Origin of the sequence: Skermanella pratensis, from assembly GCF_008843145.1 — a bacterium.
Lineage (GTDB): Bacteria > Pseudomonadota > Alphaproteobacteria > Azospirillales > Azospirillaceae > Skermanella > Skermanella pratensis.
Genome location: NZ_CP030265.1, coordinates 3063894 through 3090141 on the forward strand (window position 1 = coordinate 3063894; position 26248 = coordinate 3090141).

The window sequence follows — 26248 nt, forward strand, 5'->3', positions numbered from 1 at the left end:
ATTAACGCGCGATGCGGTTGCCGCGCTTGATCTTCTTCTGGAGTTGCAGAATCCCATAGACCAGGGCTTCCGCAGTCGGCGGACAACCGGGAACGTAGATATCGACCGGAACGATCCGGTCGCAGCCGCGCACCACCGAGTACGAGTAATGGTAGTACCCGCCGCCGTTGGCGCACGACCCCATCGAGATCACCCACCGGGGCTCCGCCATCTGGTCATAGACCTTGCGCAGCGCCGGCGCCATCTTGTTGCACAGGGTGCCGGCGACGATCATCACGTCGCTCTGGCGCGGGCTGGGTCGCGGGATGACGCCGAATCGGTCGAGATCGTAGCGGCTCATGTAGGCGTGGATCATCTCCACGGCGCAACAGGCCAGACCGAAGGTCATGGGCCACAACGAACCGGTGCGCGCCCAGTCGAGCAACGCGTCGAACTTGGCGACGATGAAGCCCTTGTCCTGCAATTCGTCCGTGACGGTCTTGAGATACGCGTCCTGGTCGGCCCCCGGCGCCACGGGCGCTCCGCGGCCCGGCAGGATCAGGCCCTGGGACGGCTGCCCAAGACCGGGTTGACCCAAGATGGTCTGGCCGGCGGACGGCTGGTTGGAAGTCACTCCCATTCCAGCGCTCCTTTCTTCCATTCATAGATGAAGCCGATGGTCAGTACGCCAAGGAACACGATCATCGACCAGAATCCGAAAAGCCCGATGTCACCAAGAGATATGGCCCATGGGAACAAAAACGCAACTTCCAGGTCGAAGATGATGAACAGAATGGCGACCAGATAGAACCGCACATCGAACTTGCTGCGGGCGTCATCAAAAGGTTCAAATCCGCATTCGTAGGCGGAGACCTTCTCGCTGTCCGGCTTCTGGGAGGCGACCAGGAAGGAGGCACCGACGGCGGCACCTGCGATGACCACCGCAATCCCGAGGAAGATCAGAATTGGCAGATATTCGACGACCAAAGGATTGGCCATAACGCTCCTCGCAGTGGACTGCCTTTCAGCGTGGCGAGCCCGGCGCATAACGGCCGACTCGGAGCCAGCATGGCAGCTTTTCAATTGATTACCCGACCCGTCGGGCAGGGGCGAATATAGGCTGAAAGGGAGACCAAGGAAAGACAATTAGGCGAAATTCCGCACGCGCAAAACGCGTCGCAGCTCTCGCTGAACGATTGATACTGCTTAGATTCTTTAGGGAAAATGGCGCGAGTGACGGGACTTGAACCCGCGGCCTCCGGCGTGACAGGCCGGCGCTCTAACCAACTGAGCTACACCCGCGTCGTGGTGGGCGCTAATTACGACACCACCCCGGCCCTGTCAATGACTGAACGCCATCATTCCGTCATTCACGTCCAGAAAGGTCTGGTTCGAACGAGAGGTTTTTCCGACTCACAGGCGCGATGTGCAACGGGTGCGCCATTTGACCGCACCCCGCTAACGGACCTGTCTTGCCGCACAACCGGCCCAAATATGAAAAGAGAAGGAATGGTGGGCGATGACGGGTTCGAACCGCCGACCCTCTCGGTGTAAACGAGACGCTCTACCGCTGAGCTAATCGCCCTTCCGACCGGCGGTTGCCCTGCCGGATGCCGTTCTTCTAGCAACTGGCGCCCAAACACACAAGCCCGCGACCGGTGATGCGGTCGCGGGCTTGTGCCGTTCTGGACTGGTCCTGGCGGAGATGTTCGCTGTCAGGCGTCCCGCCGGGAACGCCTCAGTTGAGGGCGTCCTTCAGGGTCTTGCCGGGCTTGAACTTCGGCTGTTTGGAAGCGGGAATGTCGATCTTCTCGCCGGTACGCGGGTTGCGCCCTTCGGATGCCGCCCGTTCGGAAACCGCGAAGGTCCCGAAGCCGACGAGTCGCACTTCCTCGCCCTTCTTGAGAGTGGTGATGATGCCATCGAAAACGGCGTCGACGGCCTTGGTGGCGTCGGCCTTGGACAGGCTGGCGGCGTCCGCCACGAGCGCGACGAGATCGTTTTTGTTCACTGGTGAGCCCCCCGTTGAAAACCGCCTAAACAAAGCATTGAACCCCCCGGCTCAACCCTCGCGCGGAAAAATGTCTGCTGGGTCTGCCGCGGCCCTCGGGAGAGCCGCGGCGCAGGGAATTTAGGCGGTTTCCGGGGCCGATCTCAATGCCGAATTACTTCCTCGCGATCGGTATCACCCCCCGGAGGGGTTACCTGGGCCTCCTCCGACGGTTCGCTCCACTCGATCGGCACGAGCGGCTGGGTCAAGGCATGCTGGAGCACCTCGTCGCCCATGGAAACCGGGATGATCCGCAGGCCCTTCTTCACGTTGTCGGGGATTTCCGCGAGGTCCTTCTCGTTGTCCTTGGGAATCAGGACGGTCTTGAGGCCGCCGCGCAGTGCCGCCAGAAGCTTCTCCTTCAGGCCGCCGATCGGCAGCACCCGGCCCCGCAGGGTGATCTCGCCGGTCATGGCGACATCCTTACGGACGGGAATGCCGGTCAGCACCGACACGATCGAGGTCACCATGGCGACGCCGGCGGACGGCCCGTCCTTCGGAGTCGCACCCTCCGGCACGTGGACGTGGATATCCTTCTTGCCGAACAGGTCGGGCCTGATGCCGAACACGGCGGCTCGCGACTTGACGTAGCTCTCGGCCGCCTGGACCGACTCCTTCATCACGTCGCCCAGCTTGCCGGTGGTCGTCACCTTGCCCTTGCCGGGCAGCATGACCGCTTCGATCGACAGCAGCTCACCACCGACTTCGGTCCAGGCCAAGCCCGTGGTGACGCCAACCAGATCCTCCAGCTCAGCCTCGCCGTAGCGGAACTTGCGCACGCCGGCATACTTGTCGAGGTTGCGTCGGTTGACCTGGATCTTGTCGAGACCCTTCATCAGGATCTCCTTGATCGCCTTCCGGGCCAGGTTTGCGATTTCGCGCTCCAGGCTGCGGACGCCGGCCTCCCGCGTGTAGTAGCGGATCAGGTCGCGCAGCGCGTCGTCGGAGACCGTGAACTCGCCCTTCTTCAGGCCATGCGACTTGAGCTGCTTGTCCAGCAGGTGACGCTTGGCGATCTCGACCTTCTCGTCCTCGGTGTAGCCGGCGACGCGGATGATCTCCATGCGGTCCAGCAGCGGCTGCGGCATGCGCAGCGTATTGGCCGTGCAGACGAACATCACGTCGGACAGGTCGTAATCGACCTCCAGGTAGTGGTCGGCGAAAGTGCCGTTCTGCTCCGGGTCGAGCACTTCGAGAAGGGCCGAAGACGGGTCGCCGCGCCAGTCGGAGCCCAGCTTGTCGACCTCGTCCAGCAGGAACAGCGGGTTGGAGGACTTGGCCTTCTTCATGCCCTGGATGACCTTGCCGGGCATCGAGCCGATATAGGTTCGCCGGTGGCCGCGGACCTCGGCCTCGTCACGAACGCCGCCCAGCGACATGCGGACGAAGTTGCGGCCGGTCGCCTTGGCGATCGACTTGCCGAGCGAAGTCTTGCCGACGCCGGGCGGACCGACCAGGCACAGAATCGGACCCTTCACCTTGGTCATGCGCTGCTGGACGGCAAGGTATTCGAGGATGCGCTCCTTGACCTTCTCCAAGCCGAAATGGTCGGCGTTCAGCACGCTCTCGGCCAGCTTGATGTCGCGCTTGATCTTCGTCCGCTTCTTCCACGGGATGCTGACGATCCAGTCCAGGTAGTTGCGCACGACGGTCGCTTCGGCCGACATCGGGCTCATGGACCGCAGCTTTTTCAGCTCGGCCAGCGCCTTCTCGCGCGCGTCCTTGGACAGGCGGGTCTTGTTAATCCGGTCTTCCAGTTCCGCGACCTCGTCGCGGCCGTCCTCCGACTCGCCCAGCTCCTTCTGGATGGCCTTGAGCTGCTCGTTCAGGTAATACTCGCGCTGGGTCTTCTCCATCTGCCGCTTGACGCGGTTCCGGATGCGCTTCTCGACCTGAAGGACGCCGATCTCCCCCTCCATGAAGGCATAGACCCGCTCCAGCCGCTCGCCGACAGTGGCGGTCTCCAGCAACTGCTGCTTCTCGGGGATCTTCAGCGCCAGATGCGAGGCGACCGTATCGGCCAGCTTGCCGGCCTCGTCGATCTGGTTGATCGAGACCAGGACCTCGGGCGGGATCTTTTTGTTGAGCTTGATGTACTGCTCGAACTGCGAGACGACGGCGCGGGACAGGGCCTCGAGCTCCTGGGCTTCTCCGGCCTTCTCGTCGATCAGTTCGGCATGGGCCTGGAAGAAATCGTCGTTCTCGGAAAATTTGGTGATCGACGCCCGCTGACCGCCCTCGACCAGCACCTTGACGGTGCCGTCCGGCAGCTTCAGCAGTTGGAGCACAGTACCGACGGTACCGACGGAGTAGATGTCCGCCGGGGAAGGATCGTCCTGGGCCGCGTTCTTCTGGGTGACCAGCAGGATCTGCTTGTCGTCCTTCATCACGTCTTCCAGCGCCCGCACGGACTTCTCGCGCCCTACGAACAGCGGCACGATCATGTGCGGAAAGACGACGATGTCCCTCAGCGGCAGGACCGGGTACAAAGCTCCACGGGGGATTTCAAACATATGGTGCGCCTCTCGTGTGAAGGCCGTCAGCCCGATATGGGCCTGAAAGGAGTCTCACCCCTTGTGGGCGTAAGGACAGGTGGCGGCTTGGTCCTAACGTGGTCCAGGCCGGCCGCCCCTTCAAGGTCTTGACGCCTCGGAGGAGCGGCATAGGAACTCACGCTCCGGGCGCCAGATCACCGCGCCGGTCGGAATAGATGTAGAGGGGCTTGGACCGCCCCTCGACAACTTCCTTGTTGATCATGATCTCCTCCACGCCCTGGAGCCCGGGCAACTCGAACATCGGATCCAGCAGGATGCCTTCCATGATCGACCGCAGTCCGCGGGCGCCGGTCTTGCGCGCGATGGCCTTGTTGGCGATCCCCTTCAGCGCCTCCTCGGCGAACTCCAATCGGACATCCTCCATCTCGAACAGTCTCTGATACTGCTTCACCAGGGCGTTCTTCGGCTTGGTCAGGATCTCCATCAACGCCGCCTCGTCCAGGTCGGACAGGGTGGCGACCACCGGCAGCCGGCCGACGAACTCGGGGATCAGGCCGAACTTCAGCAGGTCTTCCGGCTCCACATCGCGCAGGATGGCGCCGGTCTGGCGCTCGTCCGGTCCCCGCACGTCGGCTCCGAAGCCGATCGAGGTGCCGCGGCCTCGCTGGGCGATGATCTTCTCGAGCCCGGCGAAGGCGCCGCCGCAGATGAACAGGATGTTGGTGGTGTCGACCTGCAGGAATTCCTGCTGGGGATGCTTCCGTCCGCCCTGGGGCGGGACGGAGGCGACCGTCCCTTCCATGATCTTCAGCAAGGCCTGCTGCACGCCCTCGCCGGAGACGTCGCGGGTGATCGACGGATTGTCGGACTTGCGGCTGATCTTGTCGACCTCGTCGATATAGACGATGCCGCGCTGGGCACGCTCGACATTGTAATCGGCCGCCTGAAGCAGTTTCAGGATGATGTTCTCGACGTCCTCGCCGACATATCCCGCCTCGGTCAGGGTCGTGGCGTCCGCCATGGTGAACGGCACGTCGATGATTCGTGCCAGCGTCTGCGCCAGCAACGTTTTGCCGCACCCGGTCGGGCCGATCAGGAGGATGTTGGATTTCGCCAGTTCGACGTCGTTGTGCTTTGTACCGTGGGCGAGTCGCTTGTAATGGTTGTGGACAGCGACCGAAAGAACCCTTTTGGCGTGATCCTGGCCGATCACATAGTCGTCCAGCACGGCATGTATGTCGCGCGGAGTCGGCACCCCGTCACGGGACTTCACCAGCGTCGTCTTGTTCTCTTCGCGGATGATGTCCATGCATAGTTCGACGCATTCATCGCAGATGAACACCGTCGGGCCGGCAATCAGCTTGCGCACCTCATGCTGGCTCTTCCCGCAGAAGGAGCAGTAGAGGGTATTCTTCGAATCGCCGCCGGTGGACTTGGTCATATGGGCTCCGTCACAGCACCGAGTGGCGTTCGGTCCGGCGACCCGTTGGTACAGCTTGGGCGTACAACCGTTCCAAACGCCTTTCAGAAACAGGGTGTCCCGGGAAAACCCGGCGGCAAGACCAAGCGTTGACCTTGCCGCACTGGAACAATCCTATTCAACAACACGCAATACGGGGCGATCAATATCTAGTTGGTGCGATCAAGTCGCCTGCGTATCGCCCACGCCCGCCGGACGGCTTGCCACCACCTCGTCGATCAGGCCGAAGCTCTTGGCCTCCTCAGGCGACATGAACTTGTCGCGCTCCATCGCCGCCTCGATCACGTCCAGAGACTGGCCGCTGTGCTTGGCATAGATGTCGTTGAGGCGCGACCGCAGCTTCAGGATCTCCTGGGCCTGGATCTCGATGTCGGCCGCCTGGCCCTGGGCACCGCCGGAGGGCTGGTGGACCATGATCCTGCTGTTCGGCAGCGAGAACCGCTTGCCCGGCGCACCTGCGGTCAGCAGCAGCGAGCCCATGCTGGCGGCCTGGCCGATGCAGACGGTCGAGACCGGCGGCCGGATGTACTGCATGGTGTCGTAGATCGCCAGACCGGAGGTCACGTACCCGCCCGGCGAGTTGATGTAGAAGGAGATATCCTTGGTCGGGTTCTCCGACTCCAGGAACAGGAGCTGCGCGCAGATCAGGCTGGCAACGCCGTCGTTGACCGGGCCGATCAGGAAGATGATACGCTCCTTCAAAAGGCGCGAATAGATGTCGAACGCGCGCTCGCCGCGATTGGTCTGTTCGATGACCATCGGGACCAGAGCGTTCATCCGCGGCTCGAAATCGTTCATTCTTTTCGACTCTCCCGTTTCCCTGCCTCGCGCGGCCCGAGGGCTCGGACACGCAGCCAGGGCTTTGATCCCTGATGACGGCCCGCCGGCTGAGGCCGCCGGGCCGTCCGTCCCACCGATTCCGTCCCGCGGGCCGGTCGCCCGGACCCGAGTCGCCGAGCGCGGTCCGCCGAGAGCCCGATCAGGCCGCGGCGGTATCCTCGGACTCGTCCGGATCGCGCACCAGTTCCTCGACCGAGACGGTCTTCTCGTTCACCTTAGCGAGTTCGAGGATGAAGTCGATGACCTTGTCCTCGAACAGCGGCGCGCGAAGGTTGTCGATCGCCCGCGGATTGCTGCGGAAGAACTCGAACACCTCGCGCTCTTGCCCCGGATAGCGCTGGGCCTCGGTGATGAGGGCCCGGTTCAGCTCGTCCTGGGTCACCTGGATATTGTTGCGGCGACCGACTTCGGAAAGGAGCAGGCCGAGCCGGACGCGCCGTTCGGCGATGCCCCGGTACTCCGTCTTCAGCTCTTCCTCGCTCTTGCCGGCCTCTTCGGCGTCGGCGCCGCCGCGCTTAAGCTCCTCCTGGAGTCGGTTCCAGATCGTCTCGAACTCGATGTCGACCATGCCGGCCGGGACCTCGAAGCTGTGTGTATCCGCCAGCTTGTCGAGCAAGGTGCGCTTCACCTTGGAGCGCGAGATGCCGGAGTAGTCCTGGCCGATGCGGTCCTTGATCATCTGCTTCAAGGCGGCCAGATCGTCGGCGCCGAACTTCTTGGCGAACTCGTCGTCGATCGTGGCCGGTGCCGGCTCCCGGATCTCCTTGACGTCCACCTCGAACACGGCTTCCTTGCCCTGGAGCTCGGCCGCGGCGTAGTTCTCGGGGAAGGTCACGGTCACGGTGCGGTGATCGCCCGGCTTCGAACCGACGAGCTGCTCCTCGAAGGTCCCGACGAAGCTGTTGGAGCCGAGTTCCAGCCGGTGATCCTTGGCGTCCATGCCGGGCTTCGCCTCGCCGTCGACGATGCCGGCGAAGTCGATCACCAGGATGTCGCCGTTGCGGGCCGGACGGTCCTCGGTCACGGGCTGCGAATCACGGCTGCTCTTGGCCAGCCGCTCCAGCGTCTCGTCGACTTGGCGGTCGTCCACCTCGGCGACGACCCGCTCCAGCTCGATCGTGGAGAAGTCCACCGGCTCGATGTCCGGCAGCAGTTCCACCGCCATGTCGTATTCCAGGTTCCCGCCTTCCGCGAACGAGGTCACCTGGATCTTCGGCTGGAGCGCCGGACGCAGGCCGCGCTCGTCGATCGCCTGCTGCGAGCTGTCACTGACCGCCGCTTCCAGGACTTCGCCCATGACCGACTGAGCATAGCGCTGCTTCACGATGGGCATCGGGACCTTGCCCGGGCGGAAACCCGGTATCCGAAGCGTCTTGCCCAGCTCCTGGAGCCGGCTGTTGACCTTCGTCTCGATCTCCTGGGCGGGAATGACGACCTTGTATTCACGCTTGAGGCCGTCGGCGCTCGTCTCGGTAATCTGCATTGGACTGGAAGCCTGTTTCGTTGGCGACCGGTGCTCGCCGGTCGCGGCTTGAGAACCTCGGGTACGGCTGGCCTGATGGTGCGGGCGAAGGGACTCGAACCCCCACGACTTGCGTCACCGGAACCTAAATCCGGCGCGTCTACCAATTCCGCCACGCCCGCACAGGCAGCCCCGCGCAGGCGAAATGGGACACCCGCCCGCCGGGTTTGCCTCTATAGCACACCGATTTCGGGACAAACAGGCTAAGATTTCCGCAGGAACGAAAGGGCCTCGCACAGGAAGGCGGCGAGCGCCGCGCCGCCGCCCCGGACGCCCCGGAGACCGTCACGCCAGCACGCGCTCGTTGAACAGTTCGGAGAAGGAACTGACGGCCAGGGTGCGCAGCTCGTCCGCCGTATCGACGCGCTCGTAATGAACGCTGAAACGGACATGGGGTATTCCGACGCTGTCCTTGGAAACCGCCAGCACGCGCGCGGTCTCGACCGTCTTGCCGGGGGTGGTCCGCCGGAACACCGACCCTTCGATAATGTCTACCGGAGCCTTCCGCCGTCTCAAGAACATGGGTTCCGTCCCGCTCTATCCTGGTTAATGTCGACACCGTAAAGACTAGAGACCCCCTCTTTATGAAGAGTTAAAGCAACATACATCATATTTTAGACAATTATAGCAACATCATCCAGTACTCCTGAGATGCGCACGCACATATGAGGAAACGTTGATATTCCCGTCACCAGTGTACGCTTCATGGTTCGATTCGATATCGGCCAGCTTGTAGCGGTAATTGATCATCATGCCGGCGGATTGGCGAAGTCCGTTGTCCGACGTGTCGCCCAGCCAGTTAAGCCGTTCCATCCGCGCGCCGTTCGACAGGTGGAAGTGGGCGACCGGGTCCCGTGCCCGCCTGCCCGCCTTCGCCTCGACCAAGTACGTGGCGCACAGCCGCATCAGGATCGGCCTGACCACTTTCACGATCGCGTCGTCGCGGTACCAACCGGGGCGGTCCAGCACCGCAGCGAGCCCGGCAGCCGCGTCCGGCGGAACGATCTCCGGATCCGCGAACAGGTCGGCGATCCGCACCCTTTCCGCCGTGGTCAGGATGTCGCCATCTTCGCTTGCCGCCGCCGCCGCCATCTCGGCGTCGAGCCAGCGCCGGAAGCCGGGGATCGGCGACAGGGTCGCGAAGTATTTCAGCTTGGGGAACTCGGCGGTCAGGCTGTCGACGACGCGCTTGATGAGGAAATTGCCGAAGCTGATCCCCGCCAGCCCCTTCTGGGCGTTCGAGATCGAATAGAAGATGGCGGTATCCGCCGTCTGCGGGTCCTGGACCGGCGCCGCCTCGTCTAGAAGCGTCTGGACGTTGTCCGACATGCCGCTGACCAGCGCGACCTCGACGAAGATCAGCGGCTCGTCGGGCATGCGGGGGTGGAAGAAGGCGAAGCAGCGGCGGTCGGAGTCGAGACGGTCCTTCAGGTCCTGCCATCCCCTGATGGCGTGCACCGCCTCGTAGGCGATCAGCTTCTCCAGCAGTGCCGCCGGACTGTCCCAGGTGATTCGCCGCAGTTCCAGGAAGCCGACGTCGAACCAGTTCTTGAGCAGCGTCTTGAGGTCGGCTTCCAGGGCGGCCATCAGGGGATCGTCCGGCGCCCACTCCAGGAGCTGGGCGCGCATGTCCACGAGGAACTTCACCCCTTCCGGCAGGCCGTTGAACTGGGTCAGCAACCGCATCCGCCCCGGCTCCAAGGCCTCGCGGAGCTTCCGTTCCGCCTTGCCGCGGAGCACGGGGTCCGATGCCTTGTGGAACGCGTCCACCGCCTGGTCGACGGTGGCCCGGTCCACGTCGAAGTCGCGGGACAGGATGGTCAGGAAGTTGCGCCGTCCCGTGGAGTCGAGGCTGAGATAGGTGCGCCCCAGTTCCGCTGCCCGGGCGCGGGCCGAAACTTCGCCGCCCCGTCCCGCCAGGCAGGCCTGCATCTGGACTCGCAGGCGATCCGCGTCCTCCCGCGGCAGGTGGGGACGCGGCATCGCGCCGACCGCCTCCCGCGAGAAGGCGGCGATGTCGCGCCAGGCGGAGCGCAGGTTCTCGATGGTGCGGTCGAACAGCGAGGGGGACGGCTGCTCTTCGAGGGGCGTCGGAAGCTGGGTCATGCCCGCGATTTTGGTGGAATCGCAGCAGGCCGATCAAGGGCAAAGCCATCGTGCAGGTCAACCTTCACGCAAGCTTCACGCCCCCTCGCGCAGGCGTCGCAGCACCGCGGGAAGCGCCTCCGCCAAGTCCTCGGCGATCAGCCCGGGACCGACGGCGCGGGCGGCCTCCCCGTGGAGCCAGGCCGCCGCGGCGCCGGCCGCGAATGCCGGCATTCCCTGCGCCATCAGGCCGACCGCCAGCCCTGCCAGCACGTCCCCTGCCCCGGCCGTCGCCAGTTCCGGCGGCGCGTTGGCGTTGATCACCGCCCGGTCGTCGGGAGCGGAAACGACGGTATCGGCACCCTTCAGAAGCACCACCGCGCCCGCGCGAGCCGCCGCCCGGCGAGCTTGCGACAATTTGTCACCGTCGATCCCGAACAGGCGCGTGAACTCCCCGGCGTGGGGCGTCAGAAGGCAGCGGTCGCTCAGGGCGCGGTACAGATCGGCCGAATGGTCGGCGAAGGCGGTCAGTCCGTCGGCATCGATCACCATGGCCTTGCCGGCCCGGAGCGCGCTCAGCACATGGCCGCAAGTTGTCGCTCCGGTCCCCGCCCCCGGCCCGACCAGCACGGCGTTGCGCCGCGGATCGGCCATCAGGTCGTCGAAGCTCTCCGAGCCGTCGAGCGGGGACACGATGGTGCCGGGATCGGCGGCGGCATAGATCGAGAAGGCTCGCGGATCGCAGGCGATGCTGACCAGCCCGGCACCGACCCGCCTGGCTGCCCGGGCGGCCAGCCTCGCCGCGCCGGTCATTAGAGCGCCCCCGAACACCACGGCGTGGCCCCGGTCGAACTTGTGGCCGTCGAGCCTCGGCCAGGGGAAGCCGGAAAGCCAGAGCGCCGGCCCGTTCTCGGCCAGTCTCGGCGCGATCCCGTCCAGCACCCGGTCCGGAATCCCGATGTCGGCCACGACGAGGTCGCCGCACAGGACGCGGCCGGGCAGCAGCAGGTGCCCCGGCTTCTTGCGGAAGAAGGTCACCGTGACGGAGGCCGGAACCGCGGCGCCGAGCACGGCGCCCGTGTCGCCGTGGACGCCGCTGGGAACGTCCACCGCCACAGTCGGAATCGTACGGGCGGCCAGGTCCTCGACCACGGCGCGCGCGGTCCCCTCCAGGGGCTTGGAAAGGCCGGCTCCGAACAGGGCGTCGACGACGAGGTCAGCCCCGTCCAGCAGTGACGGCGCAAGCGGTGCCACCACGCCGTCCCAGCGCCCGGCCATGACGGCGGCATCCCCCCGCAGAGCCTCGCGGCCGCCGAGAAGGCCCACACGCACCGACCAGCCCTGCCCCGCCAGCAGCCGGGCGACGACGAAGCCGTCGCCGCCGTTGTTGCCGGGCCCGCAGAGCACGGCCACGGTGCCGGGAGGCCGGCGTGCGGCAACGACCCGCGCGACGGCGGCCCCCGCCGCCTCCATCAGCATCTCGCCGGAAAGGCCGCTCTCGATCGTCAACGCGTCCGCGCGATACATCTCGGCGACCGTCAGCAAAGCGTTCTGTGCTGCCATCGGAGAACTCCCGGTTCGAACACGGCCGCGCCGGCCGGCTGCATGCCGGCGAAGCGGCACAGAGCACAGCATATCAGCCCGCGGACCCTAAGAGTGCGCAGGATGCGTCGACATCGCGTAATACTGGGAAGGCTTTCCCGGAACGGGATGGGGCGACGGATGGGACTCGAACCCACGACCACTCGGACCACAACCGAGGGCTCTACCAACTGAGCTACCGCCGCCACCGTTGGGGCCGTGTCTATGCCAAATCACCGAAGCCTCGTCAAGGGACGAAATCGACCTCCAACGGCGGAAGCGCGACGCGGTGGCGTGATATGTCGGTTTGCATACTGATTAGGCATACTGCACACCGGTTCATCAGATCCATGCCGGCTGCAGCGGCAAGGGCGGCTGGAAAAAGGTCGGTCCGCGTGTTCCGGCAAGGCAATAGGGCGTTGGCATGCCCCGTGCTTTACGGGATGATGAGCACCGCTCGGTGGCGCGCCGCCATCCACGGGGAGTCGTTGATCAGCATCATGAAAAAAATCGAAGCCATCATTAAGCCGTTCAAGCTCGACGAAGTGAAGGAAGCCCTTCATGAGGTCGGCATCAAGGGCATTACCGTCACCGAGGCCAAGGGCTTCGGGCGGCAGAAGGGTCATACGGAATTGTACCGTGGCGCGGAATACGTCGTGGACTTCCTGCCGAAGGTGAAGATCGAGGTGGTGATGGACGACAGTCTGGTCGACCGCGCCATCGAGGCCATCCAGACGGCTGCCCATACCGGCCGCATCGGCGACGGCAAGATCTTCGTGACTCCGGTCGAGGAAGTCGTCCGGATTCGAACCGGCGAGAAGGGAAGCGACGCCGTCTGACGCGCCTCGACGGCCCCTGACCGCTTCACTCCATTCGGACGGCTCCCGGCGATTCGCGCGCAGTGCGGAAAGCCACCGCGCGGAAAGCCGCGGCGGCCGGTCCCGGATAAGACCTTGGCGCCGGCCGGATCAGGCCGCGCGTCCGGCTCCATAAGATCGCGGGCGAAGCCGGCCGGACAGCCACATTGCCGCAATTCCGCTGGCGGGCAAGCTGTGGATTGTGCGTCCGGAAAGGTCGTGACATAACAACGCCCGCGCGCGTCACCAAAATCGGTTTCTCCGTGCCTTCCTCGGCGGGAGCGAACCAGCGTCAACCATAGAAACGGATCCCGAGGCATGTCTGACATCAGCAAGGTCTTCGACCTGATCAAGGAACACGACGTCAAGTACGTCGACCTTCGCTTCACCGACCCGCGCGGCAAGCTGCAGCACACCGCGCAGCACGTCTCCACGATGAACGAAGAAGCCTTCACTGACGGCATCATGTTCGACGGTTCATCGATTGCGGGCTGGAAGGCGATCAACGAGTCCGACATGACCCTGATGCCGGACGCGACGACCGCGGTGATGGACCCGTTCGCGGCGCAGCCGATGCTGAACATCTTCTGCGACGTGTACGAACCCTCCAGCGGCCAGCCCTACAACCGCGACCCGCGCTCGATCGCCAAGGCGGCCCAGGCGCACATGGAATCGGCCGGCATCGGCGACACCGCCTATTTCGGTCCGGAAGCCGAGTTCTTCGTGTTCGACGACGTCCGCTACGAAGTCTCGATGAACCAGTGCTTCTACAAGATCGACAGCGAGGAAGGCCCTTACATCACCGGCAAGGAACTGCCGGACGGCAACCTGGGCCACCGCCCGACCGTCAAGGGCGGCTACTTCCCGGTTCCGCCGGTCGACTCGGGGCAGGACCTGCGCGCCGAGATGCTGACCGTGCTGGGCGAGATGGGCGTCGAGATCGAGAAGCACCACCATGAGGTGGCCGCTTCCCAGCACGAGCTCGGCATCAAGTTCGATACGCTCGTCAAGACCGCCGACAACATGCAGCAGTTCAAGTATGTCGTGCACAACGTCGCGGCCGCCTACGGCAAGACCGCCACGTTCATGCCGAAGCCGGTCTACGGCGACAACGGCTCGGGCATGCATTGCCACCAGTCAATCTGGAAGGACGGCCAGCCGATCTTCGCCGGCTCCGGCTACGCCGACCTGTCGGACATGGCCCTGTACTATATCGGCGGCATCATCAAGCACGCCCGCGCGCTGAACGCCTTCACCAACCCGTCGACCAACAGCTACAAGCGTCTGGTCCCGGGCTACGAGGCTCCGGTTCTGCTGGCCTACTCGGCCCGCAACCGTTCGGCGTCCTGCCGGATCCCCTATGTCGCGAGCCCCAAGGGCAAGCGCGTCGAGGTCCGGTTCCCCGACCCGTCGGCCAACCCGTACCTGGCCTTCGCCGCCATGCTGATGGCCGGCCTGGACGGCATCCAGAACAAGATCCATCCGGGCGACGCGATGGACAAGAACCTCTACGACCTGCCCCCGGAAGAGCTGGCCGCGGTCCCGACCGTGTGCGGCTCGCTCCGTCAGGCGCTCGACAGCCTGGAAGCCGACCACGAGTTCCTGACCAAGGGCGACGTCTTCGCCCCGGACATGATCGCGGCCTACATCGAGCTGAAGCGCGAAGAGCAGATGGCCTTCGAGACCTCGCCGCACCCGATCGAGTACAAGATGTACTACTCGGTCTGATCGGACCGGTTCGAAGTTCAGGTTCCGACCGAAAGGCGGGGCGGCGGTTCATCCGCCGCCCCGCTCTTTTTTGTCGGCGTCCAGCGTACATGCCCCAAAATCCGCCCACCGGCATGATCACCGCGCTGGTCGCGAACGGCACAGCCAAGACCCCCGGCCACATCGTCCTGCCCAAAATTTGAGCACTAAAGATACGCCCCCAAGAAGCTCCGGGAGACCGCGCCGATTTCTGCCTGAGTCCTGCATCGTTGCACTTCGTATGGAAATCTTGCAGGTTTATGCATGTTCTTGCATATGATGCGGGAAGACGTGCAGCCGATCACCGTCTCCTGCGACCCTTCAGTTTCAGGAAGCCGGATGCGCGACGAACCCACCAGCCTGCCGCTTCGCCTGACGGGCGTCCGGTATGCCGTCGGCGGAACGGTTCTGATCCCGGGCCTGGACCTGACCCTGGACGGGTACGGCCCGACGGCCATCCTCGGCCCCAACGGCGCCGGCAAAAGCCTGACACTGCGCCTCTGCCATGGACTGATTCGACCGACCGCCGGCACGGTGGAGTGGCTCGGTCCCGGTGCCGCCGCGGGACGCAGGCGCGACGCCCTGGTGTTCCAGAGGCCCGTGATGCTGCGACGGTCCGCGTTCGGCAACCTCGTCCATGCGCTTGCCCTTTCCGGCCTCGGATATAAGGTCCGCCGCGAAGCGGCCCGCGCGGCGCTCGACCGCTTCGGGCTGGGAGCGCTGGCGGATCGGCCCGCCCGGGTCCTGTCGGGCGGCGAGCAGCAGCGGCTGGCATTGGCGCGCGCCTGGTCCTTGAAGCCCGAGGTGCTCTTCCTCGACGAGCCGACGGCCAACCTGGATCCCACGGCGACCCGCGCCGTCGAATCCATGGTCGAAGAGTTCGTGCGTGACGGCATCAAGATCGTCATGACCACCCACGACCTCGGACAGGCGCGGCGCCTGGCATGGGAGATCATCTTCCTCGATCGCGGCCGGCTGATCGAACAGACCCCGGCGGCATCTTTCTTCGACCAACCGCGGACCCAAGAAGCCGCAGCCTTCCTGAGAGGAGACCTCCTATGCTGATCACCCTGACGCGGCGGCGCCTGTTCGGCACCCTGGCGGCCGCAGGCCTGTGGGTGACCGCAGGCCTGCCCGCCCTCGCGCAGGACCGGTTCGTCACGGTCGCGTCGACCACTTCGACCGAGCAGTCCGGTCTGTTCGGCCATATCCTGCCGCTCTTCAAGGCCAAGACCGGCATCGACGTCCGCGTTGTGGCCCAAGGCACCGGCCAGGCGCTGGAGACCGGCCGCCGGGGCGACGCCGATGTCCTGTTCGTGCATGACACCGAGGCGGAGGAGAAGTTCGTCGCCGACGGTTTCGCCAGGAAGCGTACCGACGTGATGTACAACGATTTCGTCGTCGTCGGCCCCGCTTCCGACCCCGCAAGGGTCAAGGGCATGAAGGACGTCGCGTCGGCCCTGAAGAAGATCGCCGGCGCGGAGGCCCCGTTCGGGTCGCGCGGAGACGACAGCGGAACCCATAAGGCGGAGCAGCGGCTTTGGCAGGCCGCCGGAGTGGATACCGACGCGGCGTCGACCGGCTGGTACCGGTCGACCGGATCAGGCATGGGGCCGACGCTGAACACGAGCGCCGCGATGGATGCCTATACCCTCACCGACCGCGGAACCTGGCTCAATTTCAAGAACCGCGGCAACCTGACCATCCTGGTCGAAGGCGACAAGCGCCTGTTCAACCAGTACGGCGTCATGCTGGTCAATCCGGACAAGCACCCGCATGTGAAGGCCCGGGATGGCGCCGAGTTCGTCACGTGGCTCACTTCGGCCGAGGGGCAGGACGCCATCGCGGGATACAGGATCAACGGCGAGCAGCTTTTCTTCCCCAACTCCGACGGGCCGGCAAGCTGATCGCGACCCGACATTCCTGGTATCGCCCGGCACGGCGGTTATAGTGGCCGTCGACGCAGGCGCGTCCGCGACCGATGCTCGATGCAGGAAGAGATCCGGGGATGTCCGACCTGATGAACACCCAGGAGGTGGCTGCTTATCTCCGAATCAAGGAACGCAAGATCTATGATCTGGTCCGGCAGTCCGCCATCCCCTGCACCCGCGTCGGCGGCAAGTGGCTTTTCCCCAAGGCGAAGATCGACCAATGGCTGAAGCTGGGCGAGCCGTCCGCCGCCGAACGCCATTCTCCCGTCGCCCGGTCCGCACCCCGCGTGATCGCCGGAAGCCATGATCCTTTTCTTGAATGGTGCGTCTCCACGTCCGGGTGCGGCCTGGCGCTGCTGACCGGCGGCAGCTTGGACGGGCTGGAGCGGCTGGCGGCCGGCCAAGCGGCCGCTTGCGGCATCCATATCCTCTCCCCCGATGATGGCGATTACAACATGTCCGCGATCCGGCGGGTGCTTGGCGACCTCGATGTGGTGGCGATCGAGTGGGCATGGCGGGAGCAGGGCCTGGTGGTCGCTTCGGGCAACCCGCTCGGCCTGTCGAGGATCGAGGATCTCGCCACGGGGAAGCCCCGCGTCGCGGCACGTCCGCCCGCATCGGGCGCCCGTGTCCTGATGGACCATCTGCTGGAACGCGCCGGAGTCAGCTGGAACGATCTTGCGGTCGCCGAGCATCCCGCGCGGAGCGAACTGGAGGTTGGCCTCGCGATCCTGGACGGCCGTGCCGATACCGGCATTGCCGTCCGCGCCGTAGCGCGGCAGCTCCGGCTGGATTTCGTGCCGCTGCACCGCGAGCGCTACGATCTCGTGATGCGCCGGCGGGACTATTTCGAACCCGAAATGCAGGCGCTGATCGCTTTCGCCCATACGGCCGAGGCGACTGCCAAGGCCCGGGATCTGCTCGGCTACGATATCTCGACTTTCGGCAAGATCTGGTACAACGCCCCCTGAAGGAGTCCTTCAAACCAACCCCTGAAACGAAACAACGCCGCAGCGTATGCTGCGGCGTTGCCGAAGGGCTACCTTCCTTGACTTGGCTCCCGGTGCTGGACTCGAACCAGCGACAGGCGGATTAACAGTCCACTGCTCTACCAACTGAGCTAACCGGGATCAGTGGGATGGTTTCTAGCAGCCGGATTCCGGGTCCGCAAGGGGAAATTCACGGAAAATCGACCCCATGGTTTCACTTGATCCCAACACTTCTCCGGATCGCCTGGATGTCCTGGTCGAGCTGCTGGAGAAAGCGCGAGCGGTCCTGTTTTCCCAACGGCGCCGGCCCGCCGGAGATCAGCCCGCTCTCGCGGAGATGCTGGCTCAGCTCGCGTCCGGCCAAAGCCTGCCGATGGTGGCGTCGGTGAAAGGCTTGCCGGTCGATCCGATCACCCGCGCGCCGTTCTTCAGGCAGCGGGATGCCAGCGGGATGTCGGCGGTGACGACGATATCGCCCTCGCCGGCATGCTCGACGATCCAGTCGTCCGCGGCGTCGAAGGCGCCGCCGACCACCACCAGCCTGATCCGCTCGTCGAACGGCACCCGGAAAGGGCTGTTCGCCACCAGCGTGACCTTGAGCCGGTACCGTTCCGCGACCCGATAAATCTCGTCCTTCACCGGACAGGCATCGGCATCGACATAGATGTGGAGCACGTTCCGACCCTTCTTTTCGAATGCTTAACCCGGCCTGTTCTATCACATGGCATGGGATACGCGACGGGAAGACGGATAGGCCGGGTGCCGGCCCTGGGTTTGGCGGCCCTTGCAGGAGCCGCGGCCGTATTTGCGCCGGCACCCCCCGCGGCGGCGAGCCAGGCCGAGGCGCGCTCCGTGGCGCTCGCGGCCAACTGCAAGCCGGGCAAGATCGAGCCGCTGCGCCAGATAGTCGGCGGAGCCGGGGAGACGGTCTTCAAGGTGTCCTGCACCGGCGGTAAGTCCAAGGACGCCTTCGTCCTCGTCCAGTGCCGGGTGCATCAATGCGTCCTGCTGCGATGAGAGGGTACCGCATCGCCGCGGCCGTACCCCGCGTCGTGGCGGCTCTCGCCACGGCCGGCCTTCTCGCCGGCTGCTCCATTCTGGAAGGCCCGGTCGGCGTCGCCACGACAGGCGCTTCGGCCGTGCTGCTGGTCAATACCGGGAAGACGATCACCGACCATGCCGCCTCCTATGTCATGGACGAGGACTGCAGCCTGGTGAACTACGAGCGGACACGCCATTACTGCCGCCCGTACCCCGAGGTGGTCACCCGCGTCGAACCGGAACTCTATTGCTACCGGACCCTCGCCCAGGTCGAGTGCCACACGAGGCCCGAGCCCTACGGCAACAAGGAAACCCTGGTCGGCATCAGTCCGGCCTGGCCCCGCCAAGCCGAGCAGCAGCCGGCAAAGAAGCCGGAATAGGCTCTACCCCCGCATCAGTTCTGGTGCTTGCGCGCGTAGAGGGCGGCGAGCGCCCGCATGGTCTGCTGGTGTTTCGCACCGGCCTTGGTCGGCGGGACCGGGTTGGTCGTCCCCAGCTTGAGCCCGCCCGCCGCCCGGGGAGGTGCCGAGGCGGCCGGGCGAGCCGGCGCCCCTTGCCCCATCATGGACAAGGCCTTGTCCAGCGCTTCCGGCGACAATTGCCGCGGCGCCGCCGGCCGGCCCACGGGCTTCTGGGCCACAGGCTTCTGGGCGGCGGGCTTCTGGGCCACGGGCTTCTGGACCGCCGGCTCAGGCGCGGGCACCGTCACGGACGAACCAGGCCGGGTGACCCGTTCGACCGTTCCGGTCACGATGCCCTTGAGGTACGGCGTGACCAGCCCGCGCAGCAGCCGGTCATCGGCCTGGGCCCAGCCCAGCAGGATATCCTGGGCGCGGGCACGGCTGCCCTGCGAGGCGACCAGAGCCTCCCGGATCTTGGCATTGGTGTAGCTGTCGGACATGGCTCGCCACCGGAATGGAACTCCGAGCCATAGTCTTTCGCGACGCGGTTAATAAAGCGTCACCGCCATCCCCAGAAATCCATGCCCTCGTCCATGTAGAACCGGCTGAGCACCATCTTGTGAACCTCCGACGCCCCGTCCACCAGCCGGGCCTGCCGGGCATAACGGTACATCCACTCCAGCGGGGTGTCCTTGGAATAGCCCTTGGCGCCGCACAGCTGGATCGCCGTGTCGACTGCCTTGTGCAGGGTCTCGCTGACCTGGATCTTGGCCATGGAAACCTCCTTCCGGGCGAAATCGCCCTGGTCGAGCTTCCACGCGGCCCGCATGGTCAGGAGGCGCCCCACCTCGATCGCCATGGCCGCCTCCCCCATCAGCCACTGGACGCCTTCGTGCTGGTGCAGCTTGGAGCCGAAGCTGTCGCGCTCCCGGACATAGGCCGCCGCGATCTCGGTCGCGCGCTTGGCCATGCCAAGCCAGCGCATGCAGTGGGTCAGGCGGGCGGTGCCGAGCCGGATCTGGGTCAGCTTCAACCCGTCGCCGATATTCATCAGCACGTTCTCAGGCGCGATCTCCAGCTTGTCGAAGCGCAGCTCGCAATGGCCGCCATGCTCCTCCGGTCCCATGATCGGGATGCGGCGGACGATCTCCCAGCCGGGCTGGTCGGCATCGAACAGGAAGGCGCTCAGCCCTTTCCGGGAATCGTCGGAAGTCCGGGCGATCAGGATGAAGTGCCGGGCGACGCCCGCCCCCGTGATGTACCACTTGTGGCCGCTGACGACCCAGCGGTCGCCGCGCCACTCGGCCCGGGTCCTCATCGCCGAGGGATCGGAGCCGGCCCCCGGCATGGGCTCGGTCATCGCGAAGGCGGAACGTACCGTGCCGTCGACGATCGGCTGGAGCCAGCGCTCCTTCTGGGCTTCCGTCGCGACCTTCTCCAGCACGATCATGTTGCCGTCGTCGGGAGCGGCGGCGTTGAATGCGACCGGGCCGAAGATCGACCGGCCCATCTCCTCGTACAGGGCCGCCATGCCGACGACGCCGAGGCCCAGGCCGCCCCGCGACTTGGGCATCTGCGGCGCCCACAATCCGGCCTCCTTCGCTTGGGCGCGCAGGCTGGCGAGGGGAGCGTCGGCGATGTTCTCGTGCTCGTCATAGTTCGCCGGATCGGCCTCGACCGGCAGGATGCGCTGGGCGACGAAGTCGCGCACGCGGAGCCGATAATCCTCGACCTCGGGAGAGAGCGTGAAATCCATGGAGGTTCACCAGAACAGTTATTGAAACCCTTAGAGCGACCCGACCAGATGACCGCCGTCGACCGCAAGCACGCTGCCGGTCATATAGCGGCTGTCGTCGGAAGCCAGCAGCAGCAGCGGCCCGTCGAGGTCCGCCGCCTGACCGAGCCGCCGTTGCGGGATCCGCCGGATCAGCGCCTTGCCGGCATCGGTGTTGAAGAAGTCGCGGTTGATGTCGGTCTCGATATAGCCGGGCGCCAGCGCGTTGACACGGATCTGGTAGCGCGCCAGTTCCAGGGCCAGCTGCTTCGTCAATTGGACCAGCGCCGCCTTGGACGTCGCATAGGCGGTGACCTGACCGCCCTGGCGCAACCCCAGGATCGACGCGATGTTGATGATGCTGCCGCCATGGCCGAGCCTTACCATGTGCCGCGCCACCTCGGTCGCGACCAGCCAGGCGCCCTTCAGGTTGGTGTCGACCACGCGGTCCCAGGACTCCTCGTCCTGGTCGAGTGCCGCGACGGTTTCGGTCACGCCGGAATTGTTCACCAGCACGGTGATCGGCCCCAATTCGGTTTCGGCCGCTTCCACCGCGGCATGCACCGATGCCGCATCGGTGACGTCCATGGGTACGGCGATGGCCCGCCCGTCGAAGCTCTCGATCTCCTGGGCGACCGCTTTCAAGGCGTCCGGACGTCGTGCCGCCAGGGCGACCTTGGCGCCGGCGCGGGCCAGGGTGATGGCGAAGTGGCGCCCGAGTCCGCCGGATGCGCCGGTGACGAAGGCAATATGGCCGGAAAGGTCTGTGGTGTTCATGGTCTTCTTTGCCGATTTCTTTTCAAATGCCGACGGCGCCGGGAGCACGTGCGGGCATTTCGTTTGTTCTACTGGCGGAGACTCCCTCGATCCTCAGCCGGATGGTTGGACCTGAACTCCGAAAGGTCAAGCACCCTCGCAATTGGAACGCTTAAGAGACTATAATCAGAACCATGATAGTGGAGATATATTCCGACCTGATCTGTCCGTGGTGCTACATCGGCAAGCACAGGCTGGAGCTCGCGCTCGCGGAGCGCGCCAAGCTCCCGCTGGAGCGCCGCTGGCAGCCCTATGAGCTGAACCCGGACATGGCGCCGGCCGGGATCGACCGCGTTGCCTATCTCGCCGCGAAGTTCGGCGGCATCGAGCGGGCGCGGCAGGTCTATGGCGTGATCGAGGAGACCGCGGCGAAGGACGGCATCCCGATCCGGCTCGACCGCATCCGGCGCACGCCCAATACGCTGGCGGCACACCGGCTGGTCCGGCTGGCCGGCCGCTCCGGCCTCGCCGACGTCATGACCGACCTCCTGTTCCAAGCCTACTTCATCGAGAGCCTGGACATAGGCGACCGTGACGTCCTGCTCGCCAAGGCGGCGCAGGCCGGTCTCGACCCGGACCTCACACGCGACTACCTGGGGAGCAACCTAGACGTGGCGGCGATCCGGGCAACTGAGTCTGTCGCCCGGCAACTGGGCATCCAGGCCGTCCCCTGCTTCATCTTCAACCGGCGCTATGCCCTTGCCGGCGCCCAGGAGCCGACCGCCTTCATGCCTCTGCTCGACCTCGCGGCGGAGGAGGTCGAGACGGTCGCCCAGCAGGTCACCCCGCAGGCATAGGGCGGGCGGCCGTCACGCGGCCAGCTTGGCGAGGTCCTGCATCAGCCGCTGTACGCCCTTGACCCGGGTCGCCGTGTCGTCCCACGTGCGGGTAAAGACCAGCTTGTGGTCGGGTCGCAGCTTCATGGTCGCGGCCTGCTTACCGATGAAGATCACGAGCTGGTCGGGCCGGGCGAAGCTGTTGTTGTGGAAAGACAGGACGGCACCCTTGGGCCCGGCGTCGACCCGTTCGACCCCGGCGGTACGGCAGAGCTGCTTGATCGTCATGACGTTCAGCAGGTTCTCCACCTCGGGCGGCAGCGGTCCGAACCGGTCGATCAGTTCCGCAGCGAAGCTGTCGATCTCGCCCCGGTCCACCAGTTCCGAAATCCGGCGGTACAGCCCCAAACGTACGTTCAGGTCGGCGATATAGGCTTCCGGGATCAGAACCGGCATGCCCAGGTTGATCGTCGGAGTCCAGGTATCCTCGGAATCCGCCACGGCGCCGGCGCCGCTCCGGGCGGTCGCGACCGCCTCCTCCAGCATGTGCTGGTACAGCTCGACGCCGACCTCCTTTATATGACCCGACTGCTCCTCACCCAGCAGGTTGCCGGCGCCGCGGATGTCCATGTCGTGGCTGGCGAGCTGGAACCCGGCACCCAGGCTGTCCAACGTCTCGATCACATGCAGCCGCTGGATCGCGGTGGCGGACAGGACGGTCCGGGGCGCATAGGTCAGGTAGGCGTATCCCCGAACCTTCGCCCGGCCGATCCGGCCGCGCAGCTGGTAGAGCTGGGCCAGGCCGAACAGGTCGGAACGGTGGATGATCATCGTGTTGGCATTGGGCACGTCCAGGCCCGATTCGACGATGTTGGTCGCCAGCAGCACGTTGAACTGCCCGTCGTCGAAGGCGGTCATGACCTCCTCCAACTGGGTCGCCGCCATCTGGCCGTGGGCGATGACCACCTTGACTTCCGGCACCAGTTCCTGGAGCCGCTCGTAGACCCGCGGCAGGTCCTCCAGCCGGGGGCAGACGTAATAGGTCTGGCCGCCGCGGTAATGCTCGCGCAGGATCGCCTCCCGGATCACCACCGGGTCGTAGGGCAGCACGAAGGTCCGCACCGCCAGCCGATCCACCGGCGGCGTGGCGATCAGGCTCAGCTCGCGCACGCCGGCCAGGGCCATCTGCAGGGTTCGCGGGATCGGGGTCGCGGTCAGGGTCAGCACATGGACGTCGGCGCGGAGCTGCTTCAGCCGCTCCTTCTGCTTGACGCCGAAATGCTGCTCCTCGTCCACGATCACCATGCCGAGATCCTTGAACTGCACCGTCTTGGACAGCAGCGCATGGGTCCCGATAACGATATCGATCGTTCCGGCGGCGAGACCTTCCTTGACCAGCTTCTGTTCCTTCGCCGGCACCAGCCGCGAGAGCTGGCCGATCCGGACCGGCAGGCCGGCGAACCGCTTCTCGAAGGTGCGCGCGTGCTGCCGGGCCAGCAGCGTCGTCGGCACCACGACCGCGACCTGCATGCCGGACAGGGCGGCGATGAAGGCTGCGCGCAGCGCCACCTCGGTCTTGCCGAAGCCGACATCGCCGCACACCAGCCTGTCCATCGGGCGGCCGGACTGGAGGTCCTCCAAGACCTCCTCGATGGCGCGGAGTTGGTCTTCCGTCTCCGGATAGGGGAACCGTGCGGCGAACTCGGCATAGATCCCGTCCGGCGCCGAAACGGGTGTTCCCCGGCGAAGCTCGCGCTCGGCGGCGATCTTCAGCAAGGCCTCGGCCATGTCCTTCAGGCGCTTCTTGACCCGCGCCTTGCGCCCCTGCCAGCCCACTCCCCCCAGCTTGTCGAGCTGGGCGCTGTCTTCGGACCCGTAGCGCGACAGCAGCTCGATGTTCTCGACCGGCAGGTACAGCTTGTCGCCGCCCTCGTAGATCAGCCGCAGGCAGTCGTGCGGAGCGCCGGTCACCTTGAGCGTCTCCAGACCGTCGTAGCGCCCGATGCCGTGGTCCACGTGGACGACCAGGTCGCCCTCGCTCAGGCTGGACAGCTCGGCGATGAAGTTGGCCGACCGCCGGCGCTTCTTGGTCGGCCGGGCCAGCCGGTCACCCAGGATGTCCTGCTCGGTGATGACCGCCACGTCGGGGGCGGAAAAGCCGGTCTCGATCCCCAGCACGATCAGCGCGGTGGTGCGCCGGTCGAGCCGCCGGGCACCCTCCCAGCTTTCGCAGATCTCGACCCGCTCGATCCCGTGGTCGCGCAGCACGGTCAGCAGCCGGTCGCGGGCGCCCTGGCTGTAGCCGGCGACGACGCAACGCCGGTCGTGCTTCTGAAGCTCCTCCACATGGGACCTCAGCGCGTCGAACACGTTGACGTCGGGCTTGGCCCGGGCATCGGCGAAGTCCCTGCCGCGCCGCCCTCCGGCATCCACCCCCGCCTGCCCCTCCGCGAGTGCGAACGGCACCAGCTGGCCCACCGACCGCGCACCCAGCAGCGCGTTCCAGCCGTCCTCGTCCAGGTACAGCATCGCGGGCGGCAGCGGCTTATAGACGGGATTGTTCGCCTTCTTCTCCACCGCCTGAAGCGTCTTCCGGGCATGGTAGAAATCTGCGATCTGGGCGAACCGGGAATCGCGGGACTCTTCCGCCTGCGGATCGAGCGTCACGACCGCTTCCGGCACGTAGTCCAGGATCGTTTCCATCCCGGAATGAAACAGCGGCAGCCAGTGCTCCATGCCGCCATGCTTGCGTCCGGCGCTGACCGCCTCGTAGAGCGGGTCCTCGTCCAGCACAGCGCCGAACAGCTCGCGATAGCCCGAGCGGAAGCGGGCGATCGACTGCTCGTCCAGGAAGACCTCCGACATGGGCTTCAGGACGATGCCGTCGCGCTTCTCCGTCGTCCGCTGGCTCATCGGGTCGAAAGCCCGCACGCCCTCGAGCTCGTCGCCGAACAGGTCGAGCCGCAGCGGCTCTTCCGTGCCGGGCGGGAAGAGGTCCACGATGCCGCCGCGGATCGCGAACTCGCCGGGCTCGCGCACGGTCTGCGCGCGGGTATAGCCGTTGTGGGCCAGATAGGCCTGCAGCTTGTCCAGGTCGATGCGGTCGCCGACACCGGCGCGGAAGGTGCCATGCGCGAAGGTCGCGCGCGGCGGCACCTTTTGAAGCAGCGCATTGACCGTGGTCAGGACCAGCCTCGGCCGTCCCTTGCCGGGCTCGATCAGGCGGGTCAGCCCCTCGACCCGGCGGCTGACGATATCGACATTGGGCGACACGCGGTCGTAGGGCAGGCAATCCCAGGCCGGGATCTGGACAAGCTCGACCTCGGGCGCGAAGAAGCCGACCGCCTCGGCCAGGCGGGCCATCCGCTGGTCGTCCAGCGCCACGTGCAGCAGCCCGGCGGGTCCCCGGCGTTTCGCGATGTCGGCAAGGACTCGGGCATCCTGTCCTTCCGGCGCACCGGCGATCAGCAGGCGGGACGGTTGGCCGGGGTCTAGTTTGATCTTGATCAAGGGACTTTTATCGAACCAGGAGGGTCAAGCGACGGTGGTCTTGAAATTGAACGCGATCAGCAGCCGCATCACGTCGTTGTCATGCTCCGGCGGAACCGGCTCGCGCGCGGACATCCAGTTATAAAGATCGGGATCGCTCAATTCCAAGAGGTGCTCGTAGCGGTCCAGTTGCCCGGCGTCGAAAGCCGGCAGATGCCGGTCGGCGAAACGGCCCAGCAGGATATCCGCCTCGCGCGTGCCGCGATGCCAGCTCCGGAAGGTCAGCCGCTTGCGCCGCACCTCGATCGTCTCTGCTGGCTTGGTCGTCCCGGGTTGGTCGGCGGAGCTGGTCATGATGGGGTCACTCTCTATGGCGCTGCGCCATCGATATAGCCT

At 65.6% G+C, this 26248-nt stretch carries 23 protein-coding genes, 5 tRNA genes and 1 pseudogene; 8 read left to right on the top strand and 21 right to left on the bottom strand.

Annotated features, from left to right (window positions below; all coding sequences use genetic code 11):
* Position 1: 1 nt before the first annotated feature.
* From DPR14_RS13960 to DPR14_RS14025, 14 genes are all read right to left on the bottom strand, one after another.
* The gene (locus DPR14_RS13960) at positions 2–640 is read right to left on the bottom strand and encodes a NuoB/complex I 20 kDa subunit family protein (protein WP_425500937.1); all 639 of its coding nucleotides are present in this window, start codon (positions 638–640) and stop codon (positions 2–4) included.
* A complete protein-coding gene (locus tag DPR14_RS13965; RefSeq protein ID WP_158045696.1) occupies positions 610–978 on the bottom strand; it encodes an NADH-quinone oxidoreductase subunit A in 369 nt (122 codons plus the stop codon). The genes DPR14_RS13960 and DPR14_RS13965 overlap by 31 nt, the downstream gene beginning before the upstream one ends.
* A 226-nt stretch (positions 979–1204) precedes the next feature.
* Positions 1205–1281 (bottom strand) — tRNA-Asp (locus DPR14_RS13970).
* 208 nt (positions 1282–1489) lie between these two features.
* A tRNA-Val gene (locus DPR14_RS13975) sits at positions 1490–1564 on the bottom strand.
* A gap of 153 nt (positions 1565–1717) precedes the next feature.
* The gene (locus tag DPR14_RS13980) at positions 1718–1990 is read right to left on the bottom strand and encodes an HU family DNA-binding protein (protein ID WP_158045697.1); all 273 of its coding nucleotides are present in this window, start codon (positions 1988–1990) and stop codon (positions 1718–1720) included.
* A 143-nt stretch (positions 1991–2133) separates the two neighbouring features.
* Positions 2134–4542 carry an endopeptidase La gene (gene lon / locus DPR14_RS13985; protein WP_158045698.1) on the bottom strand — a complete coding sequence of 803 codons (2409 nt, stop codon included), beginning with the start codon at positions 4540–4542 and terminating at the stop codon, positions 2134–2136.
* Between the two features lie 157 nt (positions 4543–4699).
* A complete protein-coding gene (gene clpX / locus DPR14_RS13990) occupies positions 4700–5965 on the bottom strand; it encodes an ATP-dependent Clp protease ATP-binding subunit ClpX (protein ID WP_158045699.1) in 1266 nt (421 codons plus the stop codon).
* 201 nt (positions 5966–6166) lie between these two features.
* Positions 6167–6802, bottom strand: coding sequence for an ATP-dependent Clp endopeptidase proteolytic subunit ClpP (gene clpP, locus DPR14_RS13995; protein WP_158045700.1), 636 nt, complete (start codon positions 6800–6802; stop codon positions 6167–6169).
* 181 nt (positions 6803–6983) lie between these two features.
* Entirely contained in the window at positions 6984–8327 is a 1344-nt protein-coding gene (tig, locus tag DPR14_RS14000; protein ID WP_158045701.1) for a trigger factor, read from the bottom strand.
* A 76-nt stretch (positions 8328–8403) separates the two neighbouring features.
* Positions 8404–8488, bottom strand: a tRNA-Leu gene (locus DPR14_RS14005).
* Between the two features lie 163 nt (positions 8489–8651).
* Entirely contained in the window at positions 8652–8882 is a 231-nt protein-coding gene (locus tag DPR14_RS14010; RefSeq protein WP_158045702.1) for a hypothetical protein, read from the bottom strand.
* Between the two features lie 117 nt (positions 8883–8999).
* Entirely contained in the window at positions 9000–10472 is a 1473-nt protein-coding gene (locus DPR14_RS14015) for a malonyl-CoA decarboxylase (protein WP_158045703.1), read from the bottom strand.
* A 75-nt stretch (positions 10473–10547) separates the two neighbouring features.
* A complete protein-coding gene (locus tag DPR14_RS14020; protein ID WP_158045704.1) occupies positions 10548–12014 on the bottom strand; it encodes an NAD(P)H-hydrate dehydratase in 1467 nt (488 codons plus the stop codon).
* Between the two features lie 148 nt (positions 12015–12162).
* Positions 12163–12238, bottom strand: a tRNA-His gene (locus tag DPR14_RS14025).
* 237 nt (positions 12239–12475) lie between these two features.
* Between DPR14_RS14025 and DPR14_RS14030 the strand changes: the two genes are divergently transcribed.
* From DPR14_RS14030 to DPR14_RS14050, 5 genes are all read left to right on the top strand, one after another.
* The gene (locus DPR14_RS14030; protein ID WP_192498946.1) at positions 12476–12871 is read left to right on the top strand and encodes a P-II family nitrogen regulator; all 396 of its coding nucleotides are present in this window, start codon (positions 12476–12478) and stop codon (positions 12869–12871) included.
* 336 nt (positions 12872–13207) lie between these two features.
* Positions 13208–14617 (top strand): type I glutamate--ammonia ligase, encoded by a 1410-nt coding sequence (gene glnA, locus DPR14_RS14035; RefSeq protein ID WP_158045706.1) that lies wholly within the window; start codon positions 13208–13210, stop codon positions 14615–14617.
* Positions 14618–14974: 357 nt separating this feature from the next.
* Positions 14975–15700 (top strand): ATP-binding cassette domain-containing protein, encoded by a 726-nt coding sequence (locus DPR14_RS14040; RefSeq protein ID WP_158045707.1) that lies wholly within the window; start codon positions 14975–14977, stop codon positions 15698–15700.
* On the top strand, positions 15694–16542 hold the full coding sequence (locus DPR14_RS14045; protein WP_158045708.1) for an ABC transporter substrate-binding protein: 849 nt from the start codon (positions 15694–15696) through the stop codon (positions 16540–16542). Before DPR14_RS14040 ends, DPR14_RS14045 begins: the two co-directional genes overlap by 7 nt.
* 101 nt (positions 16543–16643) lie before the next feature.
* Complete coding sequence (locus tag DPR14_RS14050; RefSeq protein WP_211103774.1) at positions 16644–17537, top strand: helix-turn-helix transcriptional regulator; 894 nt, start codon at positions 16644–16646, stop codon at positions 17535–17537.
* Between the two features lie 83 nt (positions 17538–17620).
* On the opposite strand, the gene DPR14_RS14055 is transcribed toward DPR14_RS14050, so the two are convergent.
* A tRNA-Asn gene (locus DPR14_RS14055) sits at positions 17621–17696 on the bottom strand.
* Between the two features lie 73 nt (positions 17697–17769).
* Positions 17770–18230: pseudogene (locus tag DPR14_RS14060) on the bottom strand (YaiI/YqxD family protein).
* 84 nt (positions 18231–18314) lie between these two features.
* Between DPR14_RS14060 and DPR14_RS14065 the strand changes: the two are divergent.
* Positions 18315–18572 carry a hypothetical protein gene (locus DPR14_RS14065; RefSeq protein ID WP_246148155.1) on the top strand — a complete coding sequence of 86 codons (258 nt, stop codon included), beginning with the start codon at positions 18315–18317 and terminating at the stop codon, positions 18570–18572.
* Positions 18569–18976: a hypothetical protein gene (locus DPR14_RS14070; RefSeq protein ID WP_158045709.1), complete on the top strand. Its 408-nt coding sequence runs from the start codon at positions 18569–18571 to the stop codon at positions 18974–18976. The genes DPR14_RS14065 and DPR14_RS14070 overlap by 4 nt, the downstream gene beginning before the upstream one ends.
* Before the next feature lie 14 nt (positions 18977–18990).
* On the opposite strand, the gene DPR14_RS14075 is transcribed toward DPR14_RS14070, so the two are convergent.
* The 3 genes from DPR14_RS14075 to DPR14_RS14085 are packed head-to-tail and all read right to left on the bottom strand — an operon-like array spanning position 18991 to position 21548.
* Positions 18991–19497 carry a hypothetical protein gene (locus DPR14_RS14075; protein ID WP_158045710.1) on the bottom strand — a complete coding sequence of 169 codons (507 nt, stop codon included), beginning with the start codon at positions 19495–19497 and terminating at the stop codon, positions 18991–18993.
* A gap of 59 nt (positions 19498–19556) precedes the next feature.
* Entirely contained in the window at positions 19557–20753 is a 1197-nt protein-coding gene (locus tag DPR14_RS14080; protein WP_158045711.1) for an acyl-CoA dehydrogenase family protein, read from the bottom strand.
* Between the two features lie 30 nt (positions 20754–20783).
* A complete protein-coding gene (locus DPR14_RS14085) occupies positions 20784–21548 on the bottom strand; it encodes an SDR family NAD(P)-dependent oxidoreductase (protein WP_158045712.1) in 765 nt (254 codons plus the stop codon).
* A 173-nt stretch (positions 21549–21721) separates the two neighbouring features.
* Here DPR14_RS14085 and DPR14_RS14090 point away from each other — a divergent pair, with 173 nt between their 5' ends.
* Positions 21722–22384 (top strand): DsbA family oxidoreductase, encoded by a 663-nt coding sequence (locus tag DPR14_RS14090; RefSeq protein ID WP_158045713.1) that lies wholly within the window; start codon positions 21722–21724, stop codon positions 22382–22384.
* A 12-nt stretch (positions 22385–22396) separates the two neighbouring features.
* On the opposite strand, the gene mfd is transcribed toward DPR14_RS14090, so the two are convergent.
* Both mfd and DPR14_RS14100 read right to left on the bottom strand, forming a co-directional pair.
* The gene (gene mfd / locus DPR14_RS14095; protein ID WP_158045714.1) at positions 22397–25873 is read right to left on the bottom strand and encodes a transcription-repair coupling factor; all 3477 of its coding nucleotides are present in this window, start codon (positions 25871–25873) and stop codon (positions 22397–22399) included.
* 24 nt (positions 25874–25897) lie between these two features.
* Entirely contained in the window at positions 25898–26206 is a 309-nt protein-coding gene (locus DPR14_RS14100; RefSeq protein ID WP_158045715.1) for an FAD assembly factor SdhE, read from the bottom strand.
* Between the last annotated feature and the right edge of the window lie 42 nt (positions 26207–26248).

Coding starts and splice junctions, on each gene's coding strand:
- DPR14_RS13960 (WP_425500937.1), bottom strand. CDS start 640: ATGGAAGAAAGGAGCGCTGGAATGGGAGTGACTTCCAACCAGCCGTCC.
- DPR14_RS13965 (WP_158045696.1), bottom strand. CDS start 978: ATGGCCAATCCTTTGGTCGTCGAATATCTGCCAATTCTGATCTTCCTC.
- lon (WP_158045698.1), bottom strand. CDS start 4,542: ATGTTTGAAATCCCCCGTGGAGCTTTGTACCCGGTCCTGCCGCTGAGG.
- clpX (WP_158045699.1), bottom strand. CDS start 5,965: ATGACCAAGTCCACCGGCGGCGATTCGAAGAATACCCTCTACTGCTCC.
- clpP (WP_158045700.1), bottom strand. CDS start 6,802: ATGAACGATTTCGAGCCGCGGATGAACGCTCTGGTCCCGATGGTCATC.
- tig (WP_158045701.1), bottom strand. CDS start 8,327: ATGCAGATTACCGAGACGAGCGCCGACGGCCTCAAGCGTGAATACAAG.
- DPR14_RS14015 (WP_158045703.1), bottom strand. CDS start 10,472: ATGACCCAGCTTCCGACGCCCCTCGAAGAGCAGCCGTCCCCCTCGCTG.
- DPR14_RS14020 (WP_158045704.1), bottom strand. CDS start 12,014: ATGGCAGCACAGAACGCTTTGCTGACGGTCGCCGAGATGTATCGCGCG.
- DPR14_RS14030 (WP_192498946.1), top strand. CDS start 12,476: ATGATGAGCACCGCTCGGTGGCGCGCCGCCATCCACGGGGAGTCGTTG.
- glnA (WP_158045706.1), top strand. CDS start 13,208: ATGTCTGACATCAGCAAGGTCTTCGACCTGATCAAGGAACACGACGTC.
- DPR14_RS14040 (WP_158045707.1), top strand. CDS start 14,975: ATGCGCGACGAACCCACCAGCCTGCCGCTTCGCCTGACGGGCGTCCGG.
- DPR14_RS14045 (WP_158045708.1), top strand. CDS start 15,694: ATGCTGATCACCCTGACGCGGCGGCGCCTGTTCGGCACCCTGGCGGCC.
- DPR14_RS14050 (WP_211103774.1), top strand. CDS start 16,644: ATGTCCGACCTGATGAACACCCAGGAGGTGGCTGCTTATCTCCGAATC.
- DPR14_RS14070 (WP_158045709.1), top strand. CDS start 18,569: ATGAGAGGGTACCGCATCGCCGCGGCCGTACCCCGCGTCGTGGCGGCT.
- DPR14_RS14075 (WP_158045710.1), bottom strand. CDS start 19,497: ATGTCCGACAGCTACACCAATGCCAAGATCCGGGAGGCTCTGGTCGCC.
- DPR14_RS14080 (WP_158045711.1), bottom strand. CDS start 20,753: ATGGATTTCACGCTCTCTCCCGAGGTCGAGGATTATCGGCTCCGCGTG.
- DPR14_RS14085 (WP_158045712.1), bottom strand. CDS start 21,548: ATGAACACCACAGACCTTTCCGGCCATATTGCCTTCGTCACCGGCGCA.
- DPR14_RS14090 (WP_158045713.1), top strand. CDS start 21,722: ATGATAGTGGAGATATATTCCGACCTGATCTGTCCGTGGTGCTACATC.
- DPR14_RS14100 (WP_158045715.1), bottom strand. CDS start 26,206: ATGACCAGCTCCGCCGACCAACCCGGGACGACCAAGCCAGCAGAGACG.